We start from the raw sequence: 17,425 nt of genomic DNA, 5'->3' as shown, positions 1-17,425 counted from the left end.
TATGACCGCTCTCGCCGGGCCCTCCGCCGACGTCTTCTGGGCCACGTCCCTGCGCCGCTGGAACGCGGTGTGCTGGGTGCTGTTCGCCGCGATGGCCGTCGGGATCACCGTGCTCGGCCGGCCCGGCGGAGGCATGTACGAGGCGCTCGGGCTGCTGGGCAGCGTGGTGCTGAGCTACGCGCTCCTCGACCGCTTCCCGGACAACCGCGTCGTACGGCCGCACGGCTACCTCACGGTGCTGGTGCTCGCGCTCGGCGGGCTGGCCTATCTGCGCACCAGCTACGCGGCGCTGTTCATGGTGACGCTGCCGCACTACTGGATGTTCGGGCGGACCACGAGGATCTCCATGGGGTTCCTCGGGCTCGCCACCGCCTCGACCCTGCTGGGCAGCTGGCTCCAGCAGGGCTGGTCCGCCGAGTTCCTCGGCGAGACGGCCGTGTCCACCCTCATCGTCGTCGCGGTGGGGGTGCTGATCGGACTGTGGGCGCATTCGGTGGTCGCGCAGAGCAGCGAACGGGCCCGGCTCATCGAGGAGTTGGAACAGACCCAGGCGCGGCTGTCCGAGGCGCACCAGCGGCAGGGCGCGGCGGACGAGCGGGAGCGGCTGGCACGCGAGATCCACGACACGCTCGCGCAGGGCTTCGCGTCGATCGTGGTGCTGGCGGAGGCGTCCCGGGCCGGCCTGGCGGACGATCCGGCGCGCAGCGCCCAGCAGTTGCGGTCGATCGAGTCGACGGCCCGCGAGAACCTCGCGGAGGCACGGGAGTTGGTGGGCTCGGGCGGGCAGCCGGGCACGGTCGTGGCAGGCTCGGTGGTGCCGACCCTGCGGCGGGTCCTGGACCGTTTCGTCGAGGACACCGGACTGACCGTGGAAGCCGACCTGGCGGACCTCGACTGCGACCGGCGGACCCGGATCACGCTGCTTCGCTGCACCCAGGAGTCCCTGGCCAACATACGCAAGCACGCCCGGGCCTCCACGGTCGGCGTGGTGCTGGCCCGGCGGCCGTACGGGGTCGAGCTGGAGATCACCGACGACGGCGCGGGGTTCGTGGTGGAGGAGTCGAGAGGCTTCGGACTGGACGGGATGCGCAAGCGGGTGGCGGAACTGGGCGGACGGCTCACGGTGACCAGCTCGGTCGGGGACGGGACGCGGATCCTGGCGTCGGTCCCGCCGGCCGTGGGCGTGGAGGGAGCGGCATGAGCGAGGGGACGACGACGCTGCGGGTCGTCGTGGTCGACGACCACACCGTGATGCGGGCCGGGGTGGTGGCCCTGCTGGCCGGTGAGGACGGGATCGAGATCGTCGGTGAGGCGGGCGACGGGCGCGCCGCCCTCGACCTCGTCGAGCGGCACGACCCCGACGTGGCTCTGGTCGATCTGCGGATGCCGGTCCTCGACGGCGTCGCGACGACGACGGAGATCGTCGCCCGCCATCCGCGCACCCGGGTGCTGATCCTGACGACGTACGACACGGACGCGGACATCGAGCGCGGGGTGGAGGCCGGCGCCATCGGCTATCTGCTGAAGGACACCACGCGTGAGCAGCTCGTCGACGCGATCCGCGCGGCGGCGCGCGGGGAGACGGTGCTCGCGCCCCGGGTGGCGGAGAAACTGGTCGCCCGGCTGCGGCGCCCGGTCCAGGAGGCGCTGACCGCCCGGGAGACGGACGTCCTCGGCGCGGTCGCCGACGGGCTGACCAACGCCGAGATCGGCCGTCGTCTCGTCATCTCGGAGGCCACCGTCAAGACGCATCTGCTGCGCCTGTTCGCCAAGCTCGACGTGAACGACCGGACCCGCGCCGTGGTGGTGGCCATGGAACGCGGACTGCTGCGCCGACCGTGACGCCTACCGCGGCCCGGACGCCCTGGCCGCGGGGCCGGTTCCGGGGCCGTGACGCCGAAGGCGCGGCGCCTGCCGCAGGACATCGAGGCCCGGGGCCCAGCGCCTGCCGGAGGGCCATGACACCGGGGAGCGACGCCTGAGCCGTGATGCCCGGGGAGCGACGCCGGCACCGGGGTCATGACGCCGGTTCCCAGGCCGTGACACCCGGGGCACGGGGCCGGTTCCGGGACCGGCCCCGTGCACCGAGAGCCCTGCCGGTCCTACGGCTTGCGGCCCACGCCGCCGTGCTGGCCGATCGGGAGCGGGGGCGTTCCGTCCGGGCGCCACAGCGGTACGGACACCACGCCCGGTTCCACCAGTTCGAGCCCGTCGAAGTAGCCCTCGATCTGCTCGACCGGACGCAGGAAGTACGGGACGGCGCCGGTCTCGTTGTAGGCGTCCTGGGCCTGCTCGTAGGCGGGGTCGGTGCCGCGGGAGCCGTCGTTGACACAGAGGTGGCTGCCGGAGGGCAGGCCGGACAGCAGGGCCCGGACGAGGTCGCGGGCGCGGTCGTAGCCGTCGACGTGGCCGAGGATGCCGCTGAGGATCAGGGCCGTGGGACGGGTGAGGTCCAGGATCTTGCCGGCCGCCTCCAGGATGCGCGCCGGCTCGTACAGGTTCAGGTCCTCGTACGCGGTGACGCCCTCGGCGGTGGAGGTGAGCAGGGCACGGGCGTGCGCGAGGACCAGGGGGTCGTTGTCGACGTAGACGATCCGCGACTCGGGGGCGAGGCGCTGGGCGACCTCGTGGGTGTTGTCGACGGTGGGCAGCCCGGTGCCGACGTCGAGGAACTGACGGATGCCCGCCTCCTCGACCAGATAACGGATGCTGCGGCCGAGGAAGGCGCGGCTGCTGCGGGCGATGGTGACGATGCCGGGGAAGACGGCGGTGTAGGCGTCGCCGGCCTCCTCGTCCACCGGGTAGTTGTCCTTGCCGCCCAGCCAGTAGTTCCAGATGCGGGCCGAGTGCGGCACCGAGGTGTCGATCTCCGTCATGGGTCCATGGTGCCCCGGGAGCGGCGCTCCCGGGGCAGCACGGCCGTTACAGATTGCTGAAGTCCGGGCCCTTGGTGCGGGTGCGCTTGATCTCGTAGAAGCCGGGGACCGAGGCGACCGCGAGCGTGCCGTCCCAGAGGCGGGCCGCCTCCTCGCCCTTGGGGGCGGGGGTGACGACGGGACCGAAGAAGGCGATCTGCTCGCCGTCGGGGCCGGGGACGGCGATGACGGGGGTGCCGACGTCCTGGCCGACCTTCTCGATGCCCTCCTTGTGGGAGGCGCGCAGCTGGGCGTCGAACTCGAAGTCCGACTGCTCGGCGTACTCGATCAGGGACGCGGGCAGACCGACGTCCTCGAGCGCGCCCGCGATGGCTTCCACGGTCGGGCCCTCGCCCTTGTTGTGGATGCGGGTGCCGAGCGCCGTGTAGAAGGGGCCGAGGACGTCGGCGCCGTGCAGCTGCCAGGCGGCGGTGACCACGCGCACCGGCTGCCAGGCCTTGACCGCGAGCATCTCGCGGTACTCCTCGGGCAGCTCGTCGAGCTTGTTCTCGTTGAGGACGGCGAGGCTCATCACATGCCAGCGCACCTCGATGTCACGGACCTTCTCCACTTCCAGCACCCACCGGGAGGTCATCCAGGCCCACGGGCACAGCGGGTCGAACCAGAAGTCGACGGGGGTCTTCTCGGACATGTCTCTCCTCAGGAGTAAGCCTTTCCCCGTGAACACCGCCGCCCGTGCCACGCATTCCCTGCTGCCCGGCGTCAGGGGCGCATGGCAGGATCGCTGCTGTCCGAGAAGCCCATGCTCAACGCACCGAGGAGTACCGCCGTGCCCGGTGAGAACCTGTCCCGCGACGAGGCCCGGGAGCGGGCCGCCCTGCTGTCCGTCGACGGGTACGACGTGTCCCTCGACATCCGGTCGGCGGTGGGCGACCGGCCCGGGGAGGAGCCTCGCACCTTCAGGTCGGTCACCACGATCCGCTTCCGCTGCAACGAGCCCGGGGCGTCGAGCTTCGTGGACCTGATCGCGCCGAGTGTGACGTCCGTCTCCCTCAACGGCCGCGACCTCGACCCCGGTGAGGTCTTCGACGGCACCCGGATCCTGCTGGAGGAGCTGGCCGCGGAGAACGAGCTGGTCGTGGACGCCCGGTGCGCCTACTCCCGCACCGGCGAGGGCCTGCACCGCTTCGTCGACCCCGAGGACGGCGAGGTCTATCTGTACACGCAGTACGAGCCGTCCGACGCCCGCCGGGTCTTCGCGGGCTTCGAGCAGCCCGACCTCAAGGCCCCGTTCCGCTTCGAGGTGCGGGCGCCCGAGGAGTGGAAGGTGTGGAGCAACGGCGTCGGCGAGCGTGCCGACGGGGTGTGGCGCTTCGCGGAGACGAAGCCCATCTCGACGTACATCACCTGTGTCGTGGCCGGCCCGTACCACTACGTGACGGACACGTACGCGCGCGACCTGGGTGACGGCACCACGCTGGAGATCCCCCTCGGCGCGATGTGCCGCAAGGGTCTGGCGCCGCACTTCGACTCCGCGGACGTCTTCCTCGTCACCAAGCAGGGCCTGGACTTCTTCCACGACCACTTCGACTACCCGTACCCGTTCGGGAAGTACGACCAGGCGTTCGTGCCCGAGTACAACCTCGGCGCGATGGAGAACCCGGGTCTGGTGACCTTCCGCGAGGAGTACATCTTCCGCGGAAAGGTGACGCAGACGTCGTACGAGGCACGGGCGAACGTCATCCTGCACGAGATGGCGCACATGTGGTTCGGCGACCTGGTCACCATGGTGTGGTGGGACGACCTGTGGCTGAAGGAGTCCTTCGCCGACTTCATGGGCACGTTCGCGAACGTCGGCGCGACCCGCTTCACCGACGCCTGGATCACCTTCGCCAACCGCCGCAAGGCCTGGGCCTACCGCGCGGACCAGCTTCCCTCCACGCACCCGATCACCGCCGACATCCGCGACCTCCAGGACGCGAAGCTGAACTTCGACGGCATCACCTACGCCAAGGGCGCCTCCGTCCTGAAGCAGCTGGTGGCGTACGTCGGCCAGGACGCGTTCCTCGAGGGCGCGCGGCGCTACTTCAAGCGGCACGCGTACGGCAACACGCGCCTCGGTGACCTGCTGTCGGTGCTCGCGGAGACCAGCGGCCGGGACATGGGCGGCTGGGCGCGGTCCTGGCTCCAGACGGCGGGTGTGAACGCGCTGACCCCGCAGGTGCTGCTGGACCCGCGGGGCCGCATCGACGAGCTGGCGGTGCTCCAGGAGGCCGCCGAGGCGTACCCGGAACTGCGGCCGCACCGGGTCGCGATCGGCCTGTACCGCCGCGAGGACGGCCGGCTGGTGCGCTACGCGCGCGCCGAGGCGGACGTGGACGGCCCGCGTACGGTCGTGACGGAGCTGGCGGGCGCCGAAGCCCCGGACCTGGTGCTGGTCAACGACGACGACCTGACCTACTGCAAGATCCGCTTCGACGAGACCTCGCTGGCCACGCTGCGCGAACACCTGGGCTCGATGACCGACCCGCTGGCCCGCGCCCTGTGCTGGTCGGCGCTGTGGAACCTGACCCGGGACGCGCTGCTGCCCGCGTCCGACTTCGTGGACCTGGTGACGCGGTTCGCGCACCGCGAGTCCGACATCGGCGTCCTGCAGATGCTGCACGCGTGGGCCGGCTCGGCGCTGGTCCACTACGCGCCGCGGTCGTGGCGCCGGACCGGCGAGGAGTTGGTGGCCGACATCGCGCTGCGGGACCTGCGGGCGGCCGAGCCGGGCAGCGAGCAGCAGTTGGCCTGGGCGCGCTTCTTCGCGACGGTGGCGTCCTCCGGGTCCGACTTCGAGCTGCTCCAGGGTCTCCTGGACGGCACCGCGGAGATCGACGGCCTGGCGGTGGACCAGGAACTGCGCTGGGTGTTCCTGGAGCCGCTGGTCGCGCACGGCCTCGCCGACGAGAAGGCGCTGGCGGCCGAACTGGCCCGGGATGACACGGCGTCCGGCAAGCGGCATCAGGTCCGCTGTCTCGCGGCCCGACCGTCGGCGGCGGTCAAGGGGCAGGCGTGGGCCCAGCTGGTGGAGTCGGACTCGCTGTCGAACGCGCTGGTGGAGGCGACGATCGCGGGCTTCGACCAGCCCTCGCAGCGGGAGTTGCTCGCGCCGTACGCGGAGAGGTACTTCGCGTCGATCGAGCGGATCTGGGCCGAGCGGTCGATCCAGATCGCGATGACCGTCGTCAAGGGCCTCTTCCCGTCGCTCCAGGACTCACCGCAGACGCTGGAGGCGACGGACGCGTGGCTGACGGCGCACGAGTCGGCGGCCCCGGCGCTGCGCCGGCTGGTGCTGGAGGCCCGCGACGACCTGGCGCGGTCGCTGCGGGCGCAGGCGGGTGGCCCGGAGGCGAGCGACGCGGCGGGCGAAGGCGTGGAGGCGAGGGGCTCCGAGGCCGTCACCGACTGAGATCTTTGGCCATGAATTCCGCTGACGGTCACCGTTACGGAATTCAGCCAATCAGACCCGTAACCCCTGGCGCCCCCGTTCGGGACCAGGGGTTTTCGGCGCCTATCGGCATCCGAACACCCGTCCTTTAGGGCGAACTTGTCCCGGTTTGTCGACGGGCGTGTAACAGCGGTTAGGAGGCCCGCCCAGCGCGGAATCCACGTTGCATGAACCACCACAACACCCCGCTCCCCCAGGTCCCCTCGGCGTCCCCCCGCCCCGTCCGCCACCTGTCGGAGGTACAGCGCCGCGTCACGACGGCGGGTCGGCTCCGCTCGCAAGGCATCGCGGTGGCCGAGGCGAACGAGCAGTGCCGTCCCGGCGGCCCCTGGCAGCAGCTCCTCCCCGGCGTGTATCTGCTCCACCCGGGCCCGCCGACCAGCGAGGAGCGGCTGCACGCGGTGCTGATGTACGCGGGCCGCGACACGGCGACGCCGCCGCCCGCGGTGCCGGCCCAGCCGGGCTCGGGGGACCCGCACCGGCCGGTGTACAAGGAAGCGATGATCACCGGGCTGGCGGCCCTGAACCTGTACGGGCTCCCGTCCGCTCCCCCGCTCATGTCCCTGGAGTACATCGACGTCCTGGTCCCGCGCCTGCGCCGGCTGCGCTCGACGGGCTGCGCCCACGTCGTCCGTGCGGGCACCCTGCCCGCTCCCGAGCAGGCGACGGGAGTCCCGGTGGCGCCGGTGCCCCGCGCGCTGGCCGACGCGGTGGCACAGCTGACGGACGCGACGGTGGTACAGCGGCTGCTGTCGGAGGCGGTACGCGGGGGCCACTGCGAACCGGCGGCGGTGGTACGCGAGTTGAACAACGCCAAGTTGCTGAGCCGCCCGCACGTGGTGGACGCGGTGGACTCGCTGCTGGCGGAGGGCCGCGCGATCGCGGAGGACCGCCTGTACACGATGGTCTGCGAGTACGGCCTCCCCGACCCGGTGTGGAACGTGGACCTGCGCCTGCCGGGCGGCCCCCACCTGGGCGGTCTGGACGCGTACTGGCCGGAGCAGGCGGTGGCGGTCGAACTGGACACCCGGGCGCCGAGGCAGGACGAGGACGCGCTCTGGTCGGAGTACGCCCGCAAGCGGGAGCATCTGGAGCGGCTCGGCATCACGGTCGTGTACATCAGGCCGAAGAAGCTGAGGGACGCGATGGAGCAGCAGGCGGTGGTGGTGCGTACGGCGTTGATGGCGTCGGGCGACCGGGATCCGGCCGCGTATGTCGTGGTTCTGCCCCGGTAGTGACGGACCGGGACAGAACCGGGAGGGGAGAGGAGGGACCGCCGGACCCGACACCGGCGGCCCCTCCTCATGCCGTCACCGCAGGCGCACTGTCACGCGGTCACGCCCGGTCACGCCCGGTCACGCCGGTCACGCCGGTCACGCCGGTCACGCCATCGTGCGGTCAGGCGGTCACGCGGTCGGGCGGTCAGGCGGTCACGCCGTCGGGCGGTCGCGCCGTCGGGCGGTCACGCCGTCGTGCGGCCGTGCGGCCGTGCGGTCACGCCATCGTGCGGTCATGCCGTCGTGCGGCCGTGCGGTCACGCCATCGTGCGGTCATGCCGTACGCAGGGGGCAGCCGGTGCCGACGCGGTCGGTGAGTTCGGCTCGGAGTGCGGCGAGTTCGGCCATCCGGGCGTCGACGATCCGGATCTTCTGCTCGAAGAGGGCGGAGAGGGCCTCCGCGGAGTCGGGGGCCTCGCGCAGTTCCTCGCCGTGCCGGGCGATCTCCGCGAGGGTGAATCCCAGCGCCTGCGCGGTACGGACGTAGGCCAGCCACTCCACCGTCTCCGGCGCGAAGTCGCGGTACCCGTTGGACAGTCGGCGGCCCTCGACGAGGCCGACCTTCTCGTAGAAGCGGATGGTGTCCCGGGTGGTGCCGGTGCGGGCGGCCAGTTCTCCGATGCGCATGCGTGAGGCTCCGTCAGGTAGCGGTCCGGCGCTTGACCTTGGAGCGTAGTCCAGTGTTTAGCGTCGGCCTCATGACCACTCCCACACCCGCTCCCGCCCCCATCCCCACTCCGTCTCCCGCCCCCGCACCTCTCCTCGGTCCCGGCCGCCCCTCGTACCTCCGTGTCGTCCGCGCGAGCGCCTGGTACGACCTCGTCGTCACGGCCGGTTTCGCCACGCCGTGGACCTACGCGCTGGTCCATGACGTGCTGTCGTCGTGGAGCAGGGCGTGGGAGCTCGGCTCCTTCCCCGGACTCGACCCGGTGCAGACCCTGTTCGCGAACCTGATGGGTTCGGTGGTGGTCGTCTGGGCGCTGCTGCGCCTGGTCGGGACACTGCCGGTGCACGGCCTCTACGACGGCGCCGCCCGCGCCCTGTTCTCGGCCTGGCTGACCTACGCGGCGGCCCATGGCGCACCGGGGGTGCTGTGGCTGTTCCTGGCGGTCGAGGCGGCGTTCGGGGTGGCGCAGCTGGTGCCGTGGCTGCGGCCGAGGGGGCGGCTCGCTCCCGCCGCGGCCGCGCCCCTCGGCCGCCCTTCGAAGAGGTGACGTTCGGTAACCGGTGGGGCCGGCCACCTTCCCGCAGTCCCAGCACCACATCGCCGGGTCGCCGGGTGCGGCTCACGCCTCCGGGGCCACCGGTGGCGGCACGGGCAGCCGTCCGCCCACCGGCCGTTCGCGCCACAGTCCCAGCGCCACGTCGACCAGCCGGACCCGGGTGAGGGCGGGCACCGCGTCCAGGTCGTGCCAGGCGGCCAGGTCGGTGGAGCCGTTCACCTCGTTGCGCAGTTCGCCTCCGGCGACCCGGCCCTCGTAGACGATGCGGACGCCGTGATGATCCACGGGGCCCCGCAGCCCCTCGCGGCGGAACGTGTGCCGGGCGGAGTCGATACCGAGGAGCCCGGTCACCTCGACGCGGTAGCCGGTCTCCTCGTCCAGTTCGCGCACGACGGTGTCGAGGGGGTCCTCGCCGTGCTCCATGCCACCGCCGGGCAGCACCCACTCGGGGGTGCCGTCGGGGGCCGGTGAGCGGGCGAGCAGGAGCTGTCCGTCACGGACGCAGACGGCATAGGCCGCCACCCTCAACCTCTGGCGCATGGGGGGACGTTAGCCGTTCGGGCCCGGATCCGCAGGGGAGTATTCGGGCGCGGACCAGCGCAGCGGGAGCGCGGAGGGCGTGTCGACCGCCTCCGTGACGGTGCAGAGGACCGTGCGTCCTCCGTCGGGGCGAAGCTCGTGCGGGCCTCGCCGGTGAGCTGGAGGGTGCGGCCGCCCTCGCCGATCGTCCGGCCGACGTGACCGGCGAGGTCGCCGTCCTCTCGGACGAGCTGCGGACATAACCCCTCTGATCGAATTCAACGGTTAGAGGCGAACGCGGCAACCGGTCACGTACTCTTAGACGGTTAGAACGAAAGGAGCCCCGATGTCCGCCGCAGCCCCCGACCCCCGCCCCCTCGCCGGGGAACCCCTCGCGCTCGACCTGCTCAACACGCGGTGGACGCAGGAGGGAGCCGTGCGGGATCTGCTGCGGGACACCGACGGGCTCGGCGTGTGGCTCGCCGCGAACGGGATGGGCGAGCGGTTCGCGGCCGACGCGGCGACCCTGCGGCACACCCTGCAGGCGCGCGACGCGATCAGGGCGGCGGTGGACCGCCCGGCGGACACCGTCGGCGTCGACACCGTGCTCGGGCACGGGCGGATCCGGCCCACCCTCACGGGTGAAGGGCCCGGCGAGCGGGCCGAGTTCAGGGACGACGCCTGGGGCCCGGGCTGGCTGGCCGCCCGGAACTACCTGGAGCTGCTCACCGCCGCCCCCGACCGGATCCGCGGCTGTGCGCACGAGACCTGCGTGCTGCACTTCTTCGACACCTCGCGCAACGGCACCCGCCGCTGGTGCTCCATGGCGGCCTGCGGCAACCGCGCGAAGGCCTCCCGGCACTACGCCCGCGCCAAGGACGCCTGAACCGAAACCCGCACAACCGGCGAACAGCCGTCGCACAGGGGGCTCGTAGAGGGTTTTCCCCATACATCCATATCGATTCGGTCAACTCTCCCCAAACAGCTGTCCCTTAGGTAAAGCTTTGCGGTCATCCGGGACCGCGTTCCGGACGACCGTGATCAGGCAGGAACGGCCTGGTCACGTGCTGCTCGTTCCTTTACCTACAAGGGATGCCGATGACCCTCACCCCCCAGCGTGAACCGATATCGGGCGCAAGACGTGTGGCCCGGATAGCCGTGGCCGCCGGCCTGGTGGCCGCGCTGTCCGCGGCCGGGCCGATACCCATGGCCTTCTCCGCCGACGCCGGCCAGACCCCCGCCGCGGCCGACCCGGGCGCGAAGTCCGCCCACGACAAGCTCGGCTCCGACGACGCCGACCTCCTCGCCGAGGCCAAGGCCGCCGGCGACAAGAACGTCACGCTGATGGTCGCGACCGCCCCCGGCCAGACCGAGCAGGTCGCCAAGGAGCTGGACGCGGTCAAGGGCGGCTCCGTGGGCCAGTCCTACGACAAGGTCGGCTACGTCCGCGCCACCGTCCCGACGGGCCGGGCCGACGCGGCGATCGCCGCCGCCGCCAAGCTGTCCTCGGTGCACGCCATCGACCTGCGGCAGGACATCGTCCTCGACGACCCGACGCCGAGCGCGGACACCGCGAAGGGCGCCAAGTCCGCCGCGACGCAGACCTACGCCGCGCCGAACAAGAACACCCCCGCCGAGAACCCGTACAACCCGTCCTTCGAGACGGGCGCCGTCGACTTCGTGAAGGAGAACCCGAAGGCGGACGGCCGCGGTGTCACCATCGGCATCCTCGACTCCGGAGTGGACCTGGCGCACCCCGCGCTCCAGAAGACCACCACCGGTGAGCGCAAGATCGTCGACTGGGTGACGGCCACCGACCCGATCCTCGACAGCGACGCCTCCTGGCGCCCGATGACGACCTCCGTGGCCGGGCCCAGCTTCACCTTCGGCGGCCGGACCTGGACGTCGAAGCCCGGTTCGTACCAGGTCAACCTCTTCCGGGAGTCCGCCACCGCGGGCGGTGACGCCAAGGGCGACGTCAACCGCGACGGCGACACCACCGACGTGTGGGGCGTCCTGTACGACGCGGCCGCCGGCACGGTCACCGTCGACGTGAACAACAACGGCGACTTCACCGACGACACCGCGATGAAGCCGTACAAGGACGGCTACCAGATCGGGTACTTCGGCACCGACAACCCGGCGACGGACGTCGCCGAGCGCCAGCCGTTCGTCGTGCAGATCCGCAAGGACGTGCCGATGGACCCGTACGGCGGTGACTGGGTCGGCAAGAAGGCCGACTTCGCCAACATCGGTCTCATCGCCAGCGAGCACGGCACGCACGTCGCCGGCATCACCGCCGCGAACGGGCTGTTCGGCGGCAAGATGAACGGCGCCGCGCCCGGCGCGAAGATCGTCTCCTCCCGCGCCTGCGTCTTCGGCCCGGGCTGCACCAACGTCGCCCTCACCGAGGGCATGATCGACCTGGTCGCCAACCGCGGTGTCGACATCGTCAACATGTCGATCGGCGGTCTGCCGGGGCTGAACGACGGCAACAACGCGCGCGCCGAGCTGTACACGCGCCTCATCGACACCTACGGCGTCCAGCTGGTCATCTCGGCCGGCAACGAGGGCCCCGGCGCCAACACCATCGGCGACCCCGGTCTCGCCGACAAGGTGATCTCGGTCGGCGCGGCCATCTCCAAGGAGACCTGGGCCGCCAACTACGGCTCGCAGGTGGAGAAGAAGTACGCGCTGCTCCCCTTCTCCTCGCGCGGCCCGCGTGAGGACGGCGGCTTCACGCCGACGCTCGTCGCCCCGGGCGCCGCGATCAACACCACGCAGACCTGGCTGGAGGGCGCCCCGGTCGCCGAGTCCGGCTACACCCTGCCGGCCGGCTACTCCATGCTCCAGGGCACCTCGATGGCCTCCCCGCAGGCCGCGGGCGCCTCGGCGCTGCTGATCTCGGCCGCCAAGCAGGCGAAGGTCGCGCTCACCCCGGCGATCCTGCGCACGGCCCTGACCTCGACCGCCGACCACATCGCGGGTCTCCAGGCGTACGAGGAGGGCGCGGGCGCCATCAACATCGTGGACGCCTGGAAGTCCATCAGGAAGGGCGCCACCGCCCACGACTACACCGTCAAGGCCCCCGTCGACACCGCGCTCGACTTCGCACTGAAGACGCCGGGCTTCGGCACCGGCATCTACGACCGCGAGAGCGGCCTGAAGGCCGGCCAGAAGAAGACGTACGACGTCACCGTCACCCGTACGTCCGGCGCCGACAAGGCGATCCGCCACAAGCTGAGCCTCGAGAACAACGCGGCCCACACCTTCAAGATCCTCAGCGCGGGCGAGGTCGACCTGCCGCTGAACAAGCCGGTGACCGTCACGATCCAGGCCAAGCCGAAGGCCGCGGGCATCGCCAGCGTGATTCTCGAGGTCGACGACCCGGCGACCAGGGGCGTCGACAAGCAGATCCTGAACACGGTCGTCGTCTCGACACCGGTGAACTACGCGTTCCACGCGTCGGACACCGTGCAGCGCAACAGCTCGCAGTCCTACTTCCTGACCGTGCCCGAGGGCGCCAAGGCGTTCGAGGTCGCGATCGGCGGGCTGAAGGACAAGAGCCAGACCCGGTTCATCTCGATCCACCCCTACGGGGTCGCGGTCGAGGACAGCTCCACGATCTACTGCTACAACAACTACCTCGACGGCAACGGCTGCAAGCCCGACGCCCGTTCGTACCAGGACCCGCAGGCCGGGGTCTGGGAGATCGAGGTCGAGTCGCGCCGCACCTCGCCGCTGCTCGACAACCCGTACACGCTGGACGCCACCGTCTACGGCGCCGCCTTCGACCCGGCGACCGTGACCGTGCCCGAGGCGAAGGTCGGCACCCCGGCCCCCGTCTCCTGGAAGGTCACGAACAACTTCGCCGCCATCGACGGCAAGCTGGCCGGCGGCCCGCTCGGCTCGTCCAAGTCGGACCGTCCGACCATCGCGAACGGCGCGACCCGGACCACCACGGTCGAGGTCCCGGCCGGCGCCAAGTCGCTCGACGTCTCCATCGGCAACGTCTCCGACGCCTCCGCCGACCTGGACCTGACGGTCTTCGACGCGGCGGGCAACCAGGTCGCCCAGCAGGCCGACGGTGACTCGGAGGAGGCGGTCTCCATCCCGTCGCCCGCCGCGGGCACGTACACCATCGAGGTCGCCGGCTACTCGGTCCCGGCCGGTACGACGGCGTACGACTACCTGGACGTGTTCTTCTCGTCCTCGCTCGGCACCGTCACCGTCGACGGGTCGGCGCCGGTGAAGCTCGGCACGGGCGCCTCGGCGTCGGTCTCCGCGACCGTCACCGCCGCGGCCGCCGCGCCCGCGGGCCGGGCCTTCTTCGGCCAGGTCCAGCTGGTGAACGCGCGGGGCACCGTCGCGGGCATCGGCAACGTGGCGATCGAGAAGGTCACCCCGTAACCGGTACCGGTAGAACGGTCGACCGGTAGTGGTCGACAGGGGCGGGCGTCCACCAGGGCGCCCGCCCTCCGTCGTCGCGCCGCGGGCCCGGCTCATTCGCAGGTGACGCCCTCCGTCTCGGGCAGGGCCCGGTCGAGCGCCGCTCGTTCGGAGGCGATGTCGGCCTCGCCGACCGCCCAGACGTCCGGGGTGGCGGACCCCTTCGGCAGGGCCACCAGGACGTGGTCGCCCGTGCGCAGCAGCGGGTCCATGTCCGCCTCCATCACGAAGTCCACCTCGGGCCCGCTCCCGGCCGGCCGGTAGGCGTGGGTGACGTGCAGGGTGACCCGCTCCCGGGTGGTGCCCGCCACCCGGTCGACGGCGGTGACGTCCCCCTCGACGACGAGCCGGGCACAGGCCAGATAGCCGGGGTCGCCGAGGAGGCTCGCGCCGTCGCCCGCCGACGCGTCGGCCTTCTCGTCGGACCCGGCCGCGCTGTCGGCGCTCTTGCTCGACTCGACGCCGGCCACCCCCTGGCCGATCTGGACGACCACCCATCCGCCCCCGAGGACCAGCGCACCGGCGGCAGCCACGCCGGCGAGCCGCAGGGCGAGCGGGCGGACCCGGCGCGCCGGGCGTGACTGCCGCACCGGGGCGGTCTGCGGGATCCGCGCCCGCTCGCGCAGCGGCTCCGTCAGCACGTCGGCGAGGACGCCGAGCTGCTCGCGCAGGAGCGCCACGTCGGCGGTCGCCGAGCGGTGGGCGGCCAGATAGGCGGAATCGGCGCGGGCCTCCTCGGAGAGGCCGGAGAGGGGCACGTCCAGGACGGCGGCCATCAACGCGTCCATACCGTCGTACCCCTCCTGTCCGTCCCGGCCCTCGAACTCGCCGGGGCTCTGGTGATCGTTCCGGTTCCCGCGTTCGTTCCGGTTCCCGTGTTCGTTCCGGTTCCCGGCGTGCGGTTCGTCGTGCGGTTCGTCGTGCGGTTCGTATCCGTGTCCGGGTCGGGCGGTCACGTCACACCACCTCGTCTTCGTGCAGGCGGGCGCGCAGGGCCCGGACCGCCGTGTGCAGGCGGCTCTTGACCGTGCCCTCCGGGACGCCCAGTTCCCGGGCGATCGAGCGCACCGGCAGGTCGGCGTAGAAACGCAGGACCAGCACCTGGCGCTGGGCGTCGGGCAGGTCGTCCAGGCCCTGCGCGACGGCGAGGGAGAGCACGCTGGTGTCCTCGCCGGAAGGGTGCTCGTGCTGGCGCAGCGAGGCCAGCCGCTCCCCCAGCCGCTCCTGGCGGCGCTTGGCGCGGTGCCAGTCCATGGCGAGGTTGGACGCGACGACCGCCGCCCACGCGGAGACGTCGCGCGGCGTCTCGTACCCCTTCGCCGCGCGTTCCAGCAGCCGCAGACGTACCTGCTGTACCCCGTCCAACAGGTCCGCCTGCGGCACCCCGCCCAGCGCGAGCACCGCCCGCACCCGGCGTTCCTGCGCCGCGTCCAGCGGGTCGTCGCCGTGTTCGGCCGAGTCCCCCTGGGCGCGCCGGGCCTTTCTGCGCAGCACAGCACCCCTCCCTACCGCGTTTCCTCTACGACGCCGTGGCGCGTGAAAACGTTCGACGAAGCCGTGGGAAATCCTTCGGAGGCGTACGTCACACCGTCGGGCGTCCCAGTACTCGGGCATGGTGGGCAAAGAATTGGACAGGTGGGCCGGGGTCGGCCGCATGATGGGAAAAGCCCGTCCAGAGCCGTGAACAGAGCAAGGAGTCGCCGTGAGGGTCGGAATCGTCGGAGCCACCGGTCAGGTCGGCACGGTCATGCGCAGGATCCTCAAGGAGCGCGACTTCCCCGTCACGGAGCTGCGTCTGTTCGCGTCGGCCCGTTCGGCGGGGACGCTGCTGGACGGCGTGACGGTGGAGGACGCGGCGACGGCCGACTACACGGGCCTCGACATCGTCCTGTTCTCCGCGGGCGGCGCGACCTCCCGGGCGCTGGCCGAGAAGGTCGCCGCGCAGGGCCCGGTCGTGATCGACAACTCGTCGGCGTGGCGCAAGGACCCCCAGGTTCCCCTGGTCGTCTCCGAGGTGAACCCGCACGCGATCGTGGACCGCCCCAAGGGCATCATCGCCAACCCGAACTGCACGACGATGGCCGCGATGCCGGTCCTGAAGCCGCTGCACGCGGAGGCCGGTCTGGAGGCGCTGGTCGTCGCGACGTACCAGGCGGTGTCCGGCTCGGGCCTCTCGGGCGTGGCCGAGCTGCACGGGCAGGCGCAGAAGGTCGTGGCCGACGCCGACCGGCTGACGCACGACGGCGAGGCGGTCGAATTCCCGGAGCCGCAGGTCTACAAGCGCCCCATCGCCTTCAACGTGATCCCGCTCGCGGGTTCGGTCGTCGAGGACGGCCTGAACGAGACCGACGAGGAGCAGAAGCTCCGCAACGAGTCCCGCAAGATCCTGGAGATCCCCGGGCTGAAGGTCTCCGGCACCTGCGTCCGCGTCCCGGTCTTCTCCGGCCACTCCCTCCAGGTCAACGCCCGGTTCGCCCGCCCGATCAGTGCCGAGCGCGCGACCGAGCTGCTGGGCGGTGCCCCGGGCGTGGCCCTCAGCGACATTCCCACCCCGCTCCAGGCGGCCGGCAAGGACCCGTCGTTCGTGGGCCGCATCCGCCAGGACGAGACCGTGGAGCACGGCCTCGCGCTGTTCATCTCCAACGACAACCTGCGCAAGGGCGCGGCGCTGAACGCGGTGCAGATCGCGGAGCTGGTGGCGGCGGAGCTCAAGTCCGCCTGACCTCATAGAGGAAGCAGCCGTACTCGACGGCCCTGACGTGCACGAACTCCACGTCCGGGTCGTCGAACGCGTTCCGGAGCGCCACGTCGAGCCCGCCGACGCCGACGAGCGCGCCGCCCAGGATGCGGCCCTGGGCGGAGTAGCGCCGCACGGTACGGTGCGCCTGGGCGAAGGGGTGCCCGTCCCCGGCGAACCCCGCGCAGTCGCCGGCGTGCACGAACACGGGCCCCTGCTCGTCGTAGGCCCCGGGGTCGACCCCCGCCCCGGCTGCCCAGCGGCGCAGCGGGGCGTAGGAGACCAGCGCGATCCTCTCCCCCGCGGCACTGCGCCGCAGACAACACCGCAGCGGGGCGCCGCCCTCTTCGTCGGCGAATGACTCCGTCCGCCGTCCGGCGTCATCGACGACCCGAAGCTCGTCGAGCACGCCGGACGGGATGGGCCGTGGCGCGTACGCCACGTCGTTGGCTGTGAAGGTCATACCTCCACCCTGACGGCGAGCGGCCGACGAGACCGGCGGCTTCCGGACACCACGCTCGAGAGCGATCCCGACGACGTTCCGCGGTGGGACACCAGGAACGCACGAAACTTCGGTGTCTCGACTCGGACATGCCATGCCATCCGCGCACCGATCGGCTCCGCCCCGGGCGAGGGAAAGCAGATCCAACGGGACCTTGATCGACAAGCCCGATCCCGTCCGACCGGACCCGGGAGTACCTCGCGGGCGCAGTCACAGGCGTGTCGTCGGCGTGGGCGGCCTGCACCGCGCCGGACAGGGACAGCCTGCCGAGCGCGGCGGCCGACGTGGTGCTCGGCATCATGGTGCGCAGGGCGGCTCTCACCGCCCCTCCGGCGCCGGGAGGGCGGAC

At 71.8% G+C, this 17,425-nt stretch carries 15 protein-coding genes and 1 pseudogene; 8 read left to right on the top strand and 8 right to left on the bottom strand.

Annotated features, from left to right (window positions below):
• The first annotated feature begins 1 nt into the window (after position 1).
• Together ACIPFH_RS01865 and ACIPFH_RS01860 are read left to right on the top strand one after the other, a co-directional pair.
• Positions 2 to 1,201 (top strand): sensor histidine kinase, encoded by a 1,200-nt coding sequence (locus ACIPFH_RS01865; RefSeq protein WP_401822103.1) that lies wholly within the window; start codon positions 2 to 4, stop codon positions 1,199 to 1,201.
• Positions 1,198 to 1,842: a response regulator gene (locus tag ACIPFH_RS01860; protein ID WP_401822101.1), complete on the top strand. Its 645-nt coding sequence runs from the start codon at positions 1,198 to 1,200 to the stop codon at positions 1,840 to 1,842. Before ACIPFH_RS01865 ends, ACIPFH_RS01860 begins: the two co-directional genes overlap by 4 nt.
• Positions 1,843 to 2,102: 260 nt before the next feature.
• On the opposite strand, the gene ACIPFH_RS01855 is transcribed toward ACIPFH_RS01860, so the two are convergent.
• Complete coding sequence (locus ACIPFH_RS01855) at positions 2,103 to 2,876, bottom strand: SAM-dependent methyltransferase (RefSeq protein WP_401822099.1); 774 nt, start codon at positions 2,874 to 2,876, stop codon at positions 2,103 to 2,105.
• A gap of 46 nt (positions 2,877 to 2,922) precedes the next feature.
• Positions 2,923 to 3,567, bottom strand: a complete 645-nt coding sequence (locus tag ACIPFH_RS01850) for a DsbA family protein (protein ID WP_356252877.1) — start codon at positions 3,565 to 3,567, stop codon at positions 2,923 to 2,925.
• Between the two features lie 138 nt (positions 3,568 to 3,705).
• On the opposite strand from ACIPFH_RS01850, the gene pepN reads away from it, so the two are divergent.
• Positions 3,706 to 6,330 carry an aminopeptidase N gene (gene pepN, locus ACIPFH_RS01845; RefSeq protein ID WP_401823696.1) on the top strand — a complete coding sequence of 875 codons (2,625 nt, stop codon included), beginning with the start codon at positions 3,706 to 3,708 and terminating at the stop codon, positions 6,328 to 6,330.
• A gap of 206 nt (positions 6,331 to 6,536) precedes the next feature.
• The gene (locus tag ACIPFH_RS01840) at positions 6,537 to 7,604 is read left to right on the top strand and encodes a hypothetical protein (RefSeq protein ID WP_401822096.1); all 1,068 of its coding nucleotides are present in this window, start codon (positions 6,537 to 6,539) and stop codon (positions 7,602 to 7,604) included.
• A 315-nt stretch (positions 7,605 to 7,919) separates the two neighbouring features.
• Here the strand turns inward: ACIPFH_RS01840 and ACIPFH_RS01835 are convergent, their stop codons facing one another.
• Positions 7,920 to 8,273: a MerR family transcriptional regulator gene (locus ACIPFH_RS01835; RefSeq protein ID WP_401822095.1), complete on the bottom strand. Its 354-nt coding sequence runs from the start codon at positions 8,271 to 8,273 to the stop codon at positions 7,920 to 7,922.
• Positions 8,274 to 8,344: 71 nt separating this feature from the next.
• Here ACIPFH_RS01835 and ACIPFH_RS01830 point away from each other — a divergent pair, with 71 nt between their 5' ends.
• Positions 8,345 to 8,860 carry a hypothetical protein gene (locus tag ACIPFH_RS01830; protein WP_401822093.1) on the top strand — a complete coding sequence of 172 codons (516 nt, stop codon included), beginning with the start codon at positions 8,345 to 8,347 and terminating at the stop codon, positions 8,858 to 8,860.
• A 72-nt stretch (positions 8,861 to 8,932) separates the two neighbouring features.
• Here ACIPFH_RS01830 and ACIPFH_RS01825 read toward each other — a convergent pair whose 3' ends face one another.
• The gene (locus ACIPFH_RS01825; RefSeq protein WP_401822092.1) at positions 8,933 to 9,409 is read right to left on the bottom strand and encodes an NUDIX hydrolase; all 477 of its coding nucleotides are present in this window, start codon (positions 9,407 to 9,409) and stop codon (positions 8,933 to 8,935) included.
• Positions 9,410 to 9,418: 9 nt separating this feature from the next.
• Positions 9,419 to 9,582 (bottom strand): annotated as a pseudogene (locus ACIPFH_RS01820) (pyridoxamine 5'-phosphate oxidase family protein); the annotation flags it as partial.
• Positions 9,583 to 9,734: 152 nt separating this feature from the next.
• Between ACIPFH_RS01820 and ACIPFH_RS01815 the strand changes: the two are divergent.
• Positions 9,735 to 10,274, top strand: a complete 540-nt coding sequence (locus ACIPFH_RS01815) for a CGNR zinc finger domain-containing protein (RefSeq protein ID WP_401822091.1) — start codon at positions 9,735 to 9,737, stop codon at positions 10,272 to 10,274.
• 212 nt (positions 10,275 to 10,486) lie between these two features.
• A complete protein-coding gene (locus ACIPFH_RS01810; RefSeq protein WP_401822088.1) occupies positions 10,487 to 13,798 on the top strand; it encodes a S8 family serine peptidase in 3,312 nt (1,103 codons plus the stop codon).
• 92 nt (positions 13,799 to 13,890) lie between these two features.
• Here ACIPFH_RS01810 and ACIPFH_RS01805 read toward each other — a convergent pair whose 3' ends face one another.
• Positions 13,891 to 14,793, bottom strand: coding sequence for a hypothetical protein (locus tag ACIPFH_RS01805; protein WP_401822086.1), 903 nt, complete (start codon positions 14,791 to 14,793; stop codon positions 13,891 to 13,893).
• A 1-nt stretch (position 14,794) separates the two neighbouring features.
• Entirely contained in the window at positions 14,795 to 15,331 is a 537-nt protein-coding gene (locus ACIPFH_RS01800) for a sigma-70 family RNA polymerase sigma factor (RefSeq protein WP_401822083.1), read from the bottom strand.
• 208 nt (positions 15,332 to 15,539) lie between these two features.
• On the opposite strand from ACIPFH_RS01800, the gene ACIPFH_RS01795 reads away from it, so the two are divergent.
• Positions 15,540 to 16,559 carry an aspartate-semialdehyde dehydrogenase gene (locus tag ACIPFH_RS01795; protein ID WP_356252852.1) on the top strand — a complete coding sequence of 340 codons (1,020 nt, stop codon included), beginning with the start codon at positions 15,540 to 15,542 and terminating at the stop codon, positions 16,557 to 16,559.
• On the opposite strand, the gene ACIPFH_RS01790 is transcribed toward ACIPFH_RS01795, so the two are convergent.
• Entirely contained in the window at positions 16,546 to 17,037 is a 492-nt protein-coding gene (locus ACIPFH_RS01790) for a DUF1203 domain-containing protein (RefSeq protein ID WP_401822081.1), read from the bottom strand. The genes ACIPFH_RS01795 and ACIPFH_RS01790 overlap by 14 nt on opposite strands.
• Positions 17,038 to 17,425: the final 388 nt, after the last annotated feature.

It is taken from the genome of Streptomyces sp. NPDC088157 (genome assembly GCF_044741545.1).
Lineage (GTDB): Bacteria > Actinomycetota > Actinomycetes > Streptomycetales > Streptomycetaceae > Streptomyces.
The sequence above is the reverse complement of the archived record's forward strand: the minus strand, read 5'-3'. Positions and strand labels throughout refer to the sequence as shown.

Excerpts from the sequence above, each read along its gene's own strand:
- ACIPFH_RS01850 (WP_356252877.1), bottom strand. The coding sequence starts at position 3,567 with ATGTCCGAGAAGACCCCCGTCGACTTCTGGTTCGACCCGCTGTGCCCG.
- ACIPFH_RS01865 (WP_401822103.1), top strand. The coding sequence starts at position 2 with ATGACCGCTCTCGCCGGGCCCTCCGCCGACGTCTTCTGGGCCACGTCC.
- ACIPFH_RS01860 (WP_401822101.1), top strand. The coding sequence starts at position 1,198 with ATGAGCGAGGGGACGACGACGCTGCGGGTCGTCGTGGTCGACGACCAC.
- ACIPFH_RS01810 (WP_401822088.1), top strand. The coding sequence starts at position 10,487 with ATGACCCTCACCCCCCAGCGTGAACCGATATCGGGCGCAAGACGTGTG.
- ACIPFH_RS01825 (WP_401822092.1), bottom strand. The coding sequence starts at position 9,409 with ATGCGCCAGAGGTTGAGGGTGGCGGCCTATGCCGTCTGCGTCCGTGAC.
- ACIPFH_RS01830 (WP_401822093.1), top strand. The coding sequence starts at position 8,345 with ATGACCACTCCCACACCCGCTCCCGCCCCCATCCCCACTCCGTCTCCC.
- ACIPFH_RS01855 (WP_401822099.1), bottom strand. The coding sequence starts at position 2,876 with ATGACGGAGATCGACACCTCGGTGCCGCACTCGGCCCGCATCTGGAAC.
- ACIPFH_RS01790 (WP_401822081.1), bottom strand. The coding sequence starts at position 17,037 with ATGACCTTCACAGCCAACGACGTGGCGTACGCGCCACGGCCCATCCCG.
- ACIPFH_RS01815 (WP_401822091.1), top strand. The coding sequence starts at position 9,735 with ATGTCCGCCGCAGCCCCCGACCCCCGCCCCCTCGCCGGGGAACCCCTC.
- ACIPFH_RS01835 (WP_401822095.1), bottom strand. The coding sequence starts at position 8,273 with ATGCGCATCGGAGAACTGGCCGCCCGCACCGGCACCACCCGGGACACC.
- ACIPFH_RS01840 (WP_401822096.1), top strand. The coding sequence starts at position 6,537 with ATGAACCACCACAACACCCCGCTCCCCCAGGTCCCCTCGGCGTCCCCC.